This is a genomic window from Xanthomonas populi (genome assembly GCF_002940065.1).
Taxonomy (GTDB): Bacteria; Pseudomonadota; Gammaproteobacteria; order Xanthomonadales; family Xanthomonadaceae; genus Xanthomonas; species Xanthomonas populi.
In genome coordinates, this window is sequence record NZ_MDEJ01000038.1 from 23,686 (window position 1) to 31,616 (window position 7,931).

Consider the following 7,931-nt stretch of genomic DNA (forward strand, 5'->3'; position numbering starts at 1 on the left):
AGGTGCCTGCGCACCTGATCTGCCTGCGTTGCAGTGATCGGCCAGGCTCAGCCATGCGTGCGGTGCCAATGCTCGATCAGCGCACGCGCGATGGAAATACGCGGCGGCAAGCCGATGCTGCCCTCGCCCGCCAACGCAATGGCGATTTCGGCATGGCTGACCCAGCGCGCGTCTTCCAGCTCACCGGTCACCTGCGGCACCTCGGTGGCTGCAGCACGCGCGGAAAAGCCCACCATCAACGCGCCCGGAAACGGCCACGGTTGCGCGCCCAGATAGCGACAGTCCTGTACCAGCACGCGGGTTTCCTCATAGACCTCGCGCGCCACCGTCTGCTCCAGCGACTCACCAGGTTCGACGAAGCCGGCTATCACCGAATACCGCCCCGGCGCCCAACTTGCCTGCCGCCCCAGCAACAAGCGCTCGCCATCGCTGACCGCCACAATGATCGCCGGATCCACACGCGGGTAATGCTCGGTCTGACACTGCGTGCACAGCGCAATGAAGCCGGCACGCCGGAAGGCGATCGCCCCGCCACACACCCCGCAAAAACGCATGCGCGACTGCCAATGCAACATCGCGCGTGCATAGGCAAATGCGGTGGAGACATCGGCTGGCCAATCGGCTGCGGCCTGACGCAGATCGATACGCTGCGGCGCCTGCCCACCGATCTGATCGGCCGGCAGACAAAACCAACCGACGTCATCGCGCAGGCCTAGAAAAATCGCCGCATCTGGCCCGTCACCAAGCGTCGCGGCTTCCATCAGCAAGGGCTGGCCGTGCGCGTCGGCCAGTGCAGCGCCCTTTGCATCGAGCAACAAGACGCGACCTTGTGGCCATAGACGCGCCAACGCAGCGGCATCGTCACGCAGTAGGTCGCCACGATCGAGCGGCGCGTGGGTGAAGGCAAAACCGGAGGTTGAAAAAACAGACTCTGACATCGGCGCAAGCCTGCCGATAATCGGCGGCACCCGCAACCATGCTGCGCTCAGGAGCCAGGCTGTTAGCGGCACCTGTTCAGACACGCCGTCACATCACACACGCAATCAAACGCTGAAGCTGCTACCGCACCCGCAGGTGGTCTTGGCATTGGGATTGCGAATCACGAACTGCGCCCCGGTCAGGCTCTCGGTGTAGTCCACCTCGGCACCCATCAGATATTGCAGGCTTAGCGGGTCGACCAGTAGCGTCACGCCATCGGTGGCCACGGACAGATCGTCTTCGGCACGGTTCTCATCGAACTCGAAGCCGTACTGGAAGCCGGAACAGCCGCCACCCTGGATATACACACGCAACGCCAGCTCGGCATTGCCTTCTTCCTGGATCAGCTCGCGCACCTTGGCGGCGGCGGCCACGGAAAAGTTCAGTGGCCGGTCGATGGACTGGTAGTCAGGTGCCGGAGCGGCGGTGGGAAGCGGAACGAGCGTACTCATGGCATCAGCATGGGGGCCGGGCGCCCCCACTTCAAGCGGTGATCGCCGAACCCCCTACCGCGCTTGAGCCGCACGCGACGCACTCAGGCGTCGGCGGTGTCGGCTTGCAGGGCTTTGACCGGCTCGGCGCGGCTGGCTTCCGGCGCCGGCAATGCGGCGGTCGCGCCTGCGCTGGCGGCATGGATCAAACGCCCGGTGAGCTGAGCACCGGCGTTCATTTCCACCACCTGGTAATGCACATTGCCCTGCACGCGCGCGTTGGCGGCCAGCTCGACCCGCTCGGCAGCATGCACATCGCCGGTCAGCTGGCCGTTGATGATCACCACCGGCGCGCGCACTTCACCCTCGATGCTGCCCTGCTCGGCCACCGTCAAGATGGCGCTGGCGCCTTCTTCGGCAATGACCTTGCCAAGGATGCGGCCTTCCACATACAGCCCGCCGCTGAACAGCAGGTCGCCGCGAATGACCACCTGCGGCCCGATCAAGGTGTCGACCACGGTCTGCGCGCCACGGTTGGACTTGTTTCCGAACATGAGCTACTCCCCAGCGCCATTGCCGGCGATTTTCCAGTCGAATGTCTGATTGACCGGCGCCCCATCGCCGCTCAGGAAGATTTTGACACGTTGCGGGGTGAAATCCTTCGGCAGGATCAGGCTGCCGTCCAATTGCTGGAAATAGCGGAACGAGTACGGCTGCCCGGCGGCGTCCGGCTTCTGATGCAGCTCATTCCAGTTCCCCGTTACCAGCTTGCCGGCGCGCACGCCTTCCACCGCAAGGCGCAGCTGGCCCTGGCTGATCGCGCCGCGGTTGAGGTTCTGGGTCAGCACCACGCTGTAGTTCCAGGTGCCGCCGGCCTCGGCGGTGAACTGCACCGAGTGCGCGTTGAGCCCCTTGCGCTGCGCGGTGGAGCCCACCAACCGCTCGTAGAAGGCCACATCGGCGCGCAAGGCGGCGATCTGTTCGTCGCGCTCGGCCAGCGAGGCCTGCACCTCGGTATTCGCGGCGCGGCTGATCTTGTCGGACATCGCCAGATTGACTTGCCGCTGCTGCAACTGCTCGATCAGCCTCCGCTGCTGGGCCTGGCTACGTTGCGCCTGATGCAGCGCTGCCTCGGCCTCGCCCAGACGCGGCGCGGCGGTGCGGCTGGCCATCCACCACACCGCGCCCAACGATGCAAGCCACACCGGGGCGATCACTATCCACCACCAGCGACCGCTGGAACGGCCATCGCCCAAGCCACCTTGAACGATCTGAACGCGTGCGGCAGGTCTCATGGGGATCGGGTCCGGGCGAGCCGGCGCAGTCCAGGGCGGCGTAGTGTGCCAGAGCGCCGGCGGCCGTCGTGCTGGCGCTGGACCGGCGGTTATCCGATAGTTCTGCAATTGTTTGCAGAGAGTGACAACGCAATGAACGAAGCCCATCTGTTCGTGATAGGCATCCTGCTGGCCTGGCTAGCCGGCATCCGTGTCTATCTCACTGTGTTTGGCGTCGGCCTGGCCGGCCTGCTTGGCTGGATCGAACTGCCTCCGGCCTTTCATCCGGCGCAATCCTGGTGGGTGCTGGGCACATCGGGCGCACTGGCAGTAGCTGAATTCTTCGCCGACAAGATCCCCGGTGTGGATTCGGGCTGGGACCTGCTGCAGACACTGGCCCGCGTGCCGGCCGGCGCATTCCTGGCCGCAGCCACCCTGTCGCCCGATGGCGACCTGGGCGCAGGCGCACTGGCAGCCGGCGCAGGCGTGGCGCTGACCAGCCACACGCTCAAGGCCGGCACCCGCGCACTGCTCAACACTTCGCCGGAACCGGCCAGCAACTGGATCGCCTCGCTCACCGAAGACGCCGTTGCCACCACCGCACTGGCGTTGGCACTGGCGCACCCATGGCTGGCACTGAGTGTTGCGGTGGGGTCCAGTGTGCTGACCGCGCTGGTGGTGTGGTGGGTGTGGCGCCTGTTGTGGCGGGGCATGCGTCGGCTGGTCGCGCCGATGCGTGCAGCCACCACGCCGGCTGCACGCAGCTCCCCGCTATCGTGAAGTTCATCGCATAATCATCGCGACTGTAGGGAGTATCGATGGCCGCCCGAGATCCGGTTCTTTCCGCCCGTGACGACACCGCCACGCGCAATCGTCTGCTGCGCGCGGAGACGCCACCGGCCGACTATTGGCGCCGCTGGGCTGACGAGGCTGCCGCCGCGTCCGACAACGCCGCACCGGTGAGTGCGGCACTCATTCCCACGCCTGTGGCCGTGCCCGGCCCGGCAGCGCCGGTGGCGCAGGCGGGGGCCCAGGTCAGCGCTGCGCGCGCCACGCTGGCAGCGCCGCCAGCCGCCGCACAGGCGACCACACGCGAAGGCGACGACAGCGTTGCGGCCGATGCGCCGTATCGCGTGTTGATCGTCGAAGACGACCGCTCGCAAGCTCTGTTCGCACAAAGCGTGTTGCACGGCGCCGGCATGCATGCCCAGGTGGAAATGACCGCCGCCAGCGTGCCGCAGGCGATCCAGGACTATCACCCGGATCTGATCCTGATGGACTTGCACATGCCCGAGCTGGACGGCATCCGCCTGACCACCTTGATCCGCCAGCAACCGAGTCAGCAGTTGCTGCCGATCGTGTTTCTGACCGGCGACCCGGATCCGGAACGCCAGTTCGAAGTGCTCGACAGCGGCGCCGACGATTTCCTGACCAAGCCGATCCGCCCGCGTCATCTGATCGCCGCAGTGTCCAACCGCATCCGCCGCGCGCGCCAACAGGCATTGCAGCAGGCTGGCGAACAGGTCAGCGTGCGCAGCAATCCGGAAACCGGCCTGCCCACGCGCGGTCACGTGATGGAACTGCTCGCCGAGGCGCTGGAGCGCAAGCAATCCGGCGGCCTGTTTTTCATCGAGATCGCCAGCGCGCTCGGCCTGCGTGAGCGCTACGGCTACGCCGCCTACGAACGCATGATGACCCAGGCCGGCCATCGCCTGGCCAGTGCCGCGCACCCGTATCCACTGGCGCGCTTGAACGGACAACAACTTTCTGTTGCTGGGCGTGGGCATGCCGGAAAACAGCCTGGAACAGCATGCGCTGGAGATCCGTCAGCGGCTGTCCGCCAATGCCTTCCCGGTGCGCGAAGAAGAATCCGTACACGTGCGCTGCGCCATCGGCGTGGCGCCGTTGGGGCTGGGCTTCGACGACACCGGCAGCGCGCTGGAGGCGGTCGAACGCACTGCCTTACAGGCGCGCCTGCGCAACAATGGCGTACAGGTCTATCTCGCGCCCAGCCAGGCCGAGCAACAGGAGCAACTGCGCCTGGTCGAAGGCCAGCTCGAATTGGCCTATCAGCCGATTGTGGCGGTGGCCGGTGGCGACGCCGCGCAGTATCAGGTGCTGCTGCGGCTGCGCCAGGCCGACGGCACGCTGCTGTCGGCCGGCCAAGTGATTCCCGCCGCCGAAGCGGCCGGGCGCATCGCCGATCTGGACCAGCAGGTCATGGACCACGCGCTCGGCCTGCTGCATCTGTACCAGCACGCCCACCCGCCGTTGCGCCTGTTCGTCTCGCAATCCCCGCGCACGCTGGCACGCGATGCCTTCGCCGACTGGCTGCTCAAGGCACTGGTCGAACGCGGCGTGGCCGGGCAATCGCTGATCGTGGACCTGCGCCTGGACGATGCCTTGATTCACGCCGTCACCGTGCAGCAGTTCTGCGCCAAATTGATGCCGGCCGGCGTGCAGTTCTGCCTCAGCCAGTTCGAACCCGGCGACGAAGCCAACGCGCTGCTGAGCCAATTGCCGCTGAGCTTTGTGCGCATGGCCAACCGCTTCGCCGATGCGCACGGCAATGCCGTGGTGCGCGACGAACTGCGCAGCGTGATCGACATCGCCCACCAGCGCGGCCTGTTGATCATCGGCCAACGCATCGAAGATCCGCAGGCGGCTGCGGCGATGTGGATGAGTGGCGTGGACTTCATCCAGGGCAACCTGGTGCAGACGGTCGGCAAGGAACTGGACTTCGACTTCACGAACGCGGTGCTCTGAGTGACAGCGCAGGCAGGAGGCCTTGGCGCCCGGAGCAGTCTGGCCACGCTGGCCGCGCTTGCCGCAGCGCTGGGTGCCGGCATGCAGTGGTCTGCCATCGATGGTCCATGGCGCGCGTTGACGGCAACATCTGCAGCGCTCGCGGTGGTGTTCGGCGTGTGCGCTGCCATCGCCGCGTATCACAGTGCACACGCGCAGCACGCCTTGTCGCAACGCCTGGAAGACGCCGAGGTCGCCCGCGAGCGCCTGCAGCAGGAGTTGCAACGCCACGGCGAACTCGAACAGGAACTGCTGCGCGCCAAGCAGGCCGCCGAGGCCGCCACGGTGGCCAAAGGCGAATTCCTGGCCACGATGAGCCACGAGATCCGCACCCCGCTCAATGGCATCATTCCGATGCTGGAATTGATCTCGCGCGGTCAGCTCAGCCTGGATCAGCGCGACATGCTGCAGACCGCCACCACCAGCTCACTGCAGCTGCTGCGCATCGTCGACGACATCCTCGACTACTCCAAACTCGAAGCCAACAAGCTCGAACTGGAAATCACCACCTTCAACCTGCGCGAACTGCTCGACGGCGTCGTACAGCTGTTGCAACGCACCGCCGAAGGCCGCCAACTGCGCGTTGGTCTGAATATCGAGCCGTCGGTGCGCCTGCTGGTGCGCGGGGACCCGATCCGCCTGCGCCAAGTGCTGGGCAACCTGATCGGCAACGCAATCAAGTTCACCGAACGCGGCAGCGTGGATATCCAGCTGCGCCGTCTTGGCGAAACCCGCGCCCAGCATCTGCTGCGCTTCCAGATCCGCGACACCGGTATCGGTATTGCGCAAGACCAACAAGCGCGCCTGTTCCGCTCCTTCGCCCAGGCCGACGCCTCCACCACCCGTCTATACGGCGGCACCGGGCTGGGGCTGGCGATCTGCAAGCGCATCATCGACTTGATGGGCGGCCGCATCGGGGTGGAATCCGAGCCCGGGCGCGGCGCCACCTTCTGGTTCGAGATCCCGCTGCTCAAGGTAATAGGCGACCTGCAACAGAACACCGGCGCCGATGCCGCATGCATCATGGTGATCAGCTCCGACACCCGCCTGTCGCAGCGCCTCAAACGCCTGCTCGACAGCCGGGGCGTGTCGAATGTGCTGATGGAAACCACCCAGGAAGCGCTGGAGCGCGTGCGCCGCCACAGCGACACCGAAGGCTTTCGCTGCGTCATCGCCGACCACGACACGCTGCGCTACAGCGCCCGCGCCATACATCGCGCGTTGGCCCGCCCCGAAGACCTCAGCGGCTCGCGCCTGATCTGGCTCTACGGCGACGAGCCGGTGCCTTCCCAATTGCAGGACCACGCCACTCTGGTGCCGCGCCAGAGCCCGGACGAGACGCTGCGCTCGCTGGTGCTGGCGCCCGATCCAAAACCGGCCAAATCACTCACGCTGGCCTCGGCGATGATTCCCGAGCCGTTGGCGCCGCCGCTGGCCAACGCACGCGAGGTGCGCATCCTGTTGGTCGAGGACAATCCGGTCAATCTGCTGGTCGCGCAGAAACTGCTGGCGGTCCTCGGCTTCCACGCCAACACCGCCACCGATGGCGAAGCCGCGCTGAGCAGCATGGAATCCACACGCTACGACATGGTCTTCATGGATTGCCAGATGCCGGTGCTGGACGGCTATGCCGCCACCCGGCGCTGGCGCGCGATGGAAACCGAAAGCGGCGGCCGCCCGATCCCGATCGTGGCGATGACCGCCAACGCCATGGCCGGCGACCGCGAACGCTGCCTGGCCGCCGGCATGGACGACTATCTGTCCAAGCCGGTCGCGCGCGAACAACTGGATGCCTGCCTGCAGCGCTGGCTGCCACGCCAGCCTGCGTTGCCCGGCACGGCCAGTGGCGCAGCCAACGTGGATACCGAAAGCGCCAGCAGCGCCGTCCAGGCGGGTGCGCTGCCTATCCTGGACAACAGCGTCATCGAAGAGTTGTACGAGGTGGCAGGTGCAGACACCATCACCATCCTGCAGCTGTTCCTGGAAGACGCGCCAGGCATCATCGAACAACTGGAATCCGCAGCGGCCAATCGCGACAGCATGCAACTCCGCGATCTGGCCCACACGCTCAAATCGTCCAGCGCCAACGTCGGCGCCCAGGCCGTCTCAAACGCGGCACGGCGCATCGAACTGGCCGCACGCACCGGCACCATCGAACGCCCCTCGGTCATGGTGGCGCTGGTCATCGCCGAATACGCACGCGCACGCCTGGCACTGCTAGGCCAGGTTGCCCGCCTGCAAGCCAAGACCCACGCAGCCAGCTGAGCGATCCGAGCAGACCAGCGACGAACTGACGAAGTCCATCGCTCCCCCGTACCTTATCCAGCGCCAGCCCTTCCCCCCTTCCCCAAAAAGGGGATCGAGGTCTGAGGTATCCCCACGTTTTTCAGCCCATGACCATCTGGTTGTAGACGTGTTCGGGCAGTGTGCGTAATCGCTCCAG

General features: G+C 66.1%; 6 protein-coding genes and 1 pseudogene. 3 read left to right on the forward strand and 4 right to left on the reverse strand.

The window, feature by feature from the left end:
- Positions 1-47 precede the first annotated feature (47 nt).
- From nudC to XpopCFBP1817_RS08365, 4 genes are all read right to left on the reverse strand, one after another.
- On the reverse strand, positions 48-938 hold the full coding sequence (gene nudC, locus XpopCFBP1817_RS08350) for an NAD(+) diphosphatase (RefSeq protein ID WP_128416768.1): 891 nt from the start codon (positions 936-938) through the stop codon (positions 48-50).
- Between the two features lie 105 nt (positions 939-1,043).
- On the reverse strand, positions 1,044-1,430 hold the full coding sequence (gene erpA, locus XpopCFBP1817_RS08355; protein ID WP_128416769.1) for an iron-sulfur cluster insertion protein ErpA: 387 nt from the start codon (positions 1,428-1,430) through the stop codon (positions 1,044-1,046).
- An 83-nt stretch (positions 1,431-1,513) separates the two neighbouring features.
- Positions 1,514-1,963 (reverse strand): bactofilin family protein, encoded by a 450-nt coding sequence (locus tag XpopCFBP1817_RS08360; RefSeq protein WP_128416770.1) that lies wholly within the window; start codon positions 1,961-1,963, stop codon positions 1,514-1,516.
- 3 nt (positions 1,964-1,966) lie between these two features.
- On the reverse strand, positions 1,967-2,704 hold the full coding sequence (locus XpopCFBP1817_RS08365; RefSeq protein WP_128416771.1) for a DUF6776 family protein: 738 nt from the start codon (positions 2,702-2,704) through the stop codon (positions 1,967-1,969).
- A gap of 132 nt (positions 2,705-2,836) precedes the next feature.
- On the opposite strand from XpopCFBP1817_RS08365, the gene XpopCFBP1817_RS08370 reads away from it, so the two are divergent.
- The 3 genes and pseudogenes from XpopCFBP1817_RS08370 to XpopCFBP1817_RS08380 all read left to right on the forward strand — a co-directional run bounded on the left by XpopCFBP1817_RS08370 (position 2,837) and on the right by XpopCFBP1817_RS08380 (position 7,753).
- Positions 2,837-3,463: a DUF4126 domain-containing protein gene (locus tag XpopCFBP1817_RS08370; protein WP_128416772.1), complete on the forward strand. Its 627-nt coding sequence runs from the start codon at positions 2,837-2,839 to the stop codon at positions 3,461-3,463.
- A gap of 38 nt (positions 3,464-3,501) precedes the next feature.
- Positions 3,502-5,449: pseudogene (locus XpopCFBP1817_RS08375) on the forward strand (EAL domain-containing protein).
- 39 nt (positions 5,450-5,488) lie between these two features.
- Complete coding sequence (locus XpopCFBP1817_RS08380) at positions 5,489-7,753, forward strand: ATP-binding protein (RefSeq protein WP_128416773.1); 2,265 nt, start codon at positions 5,489-5,491, stop codon at positions 7,751-7,753.
- Positions 7,754-7,931 lie beyond the last annotated feature (178 nt).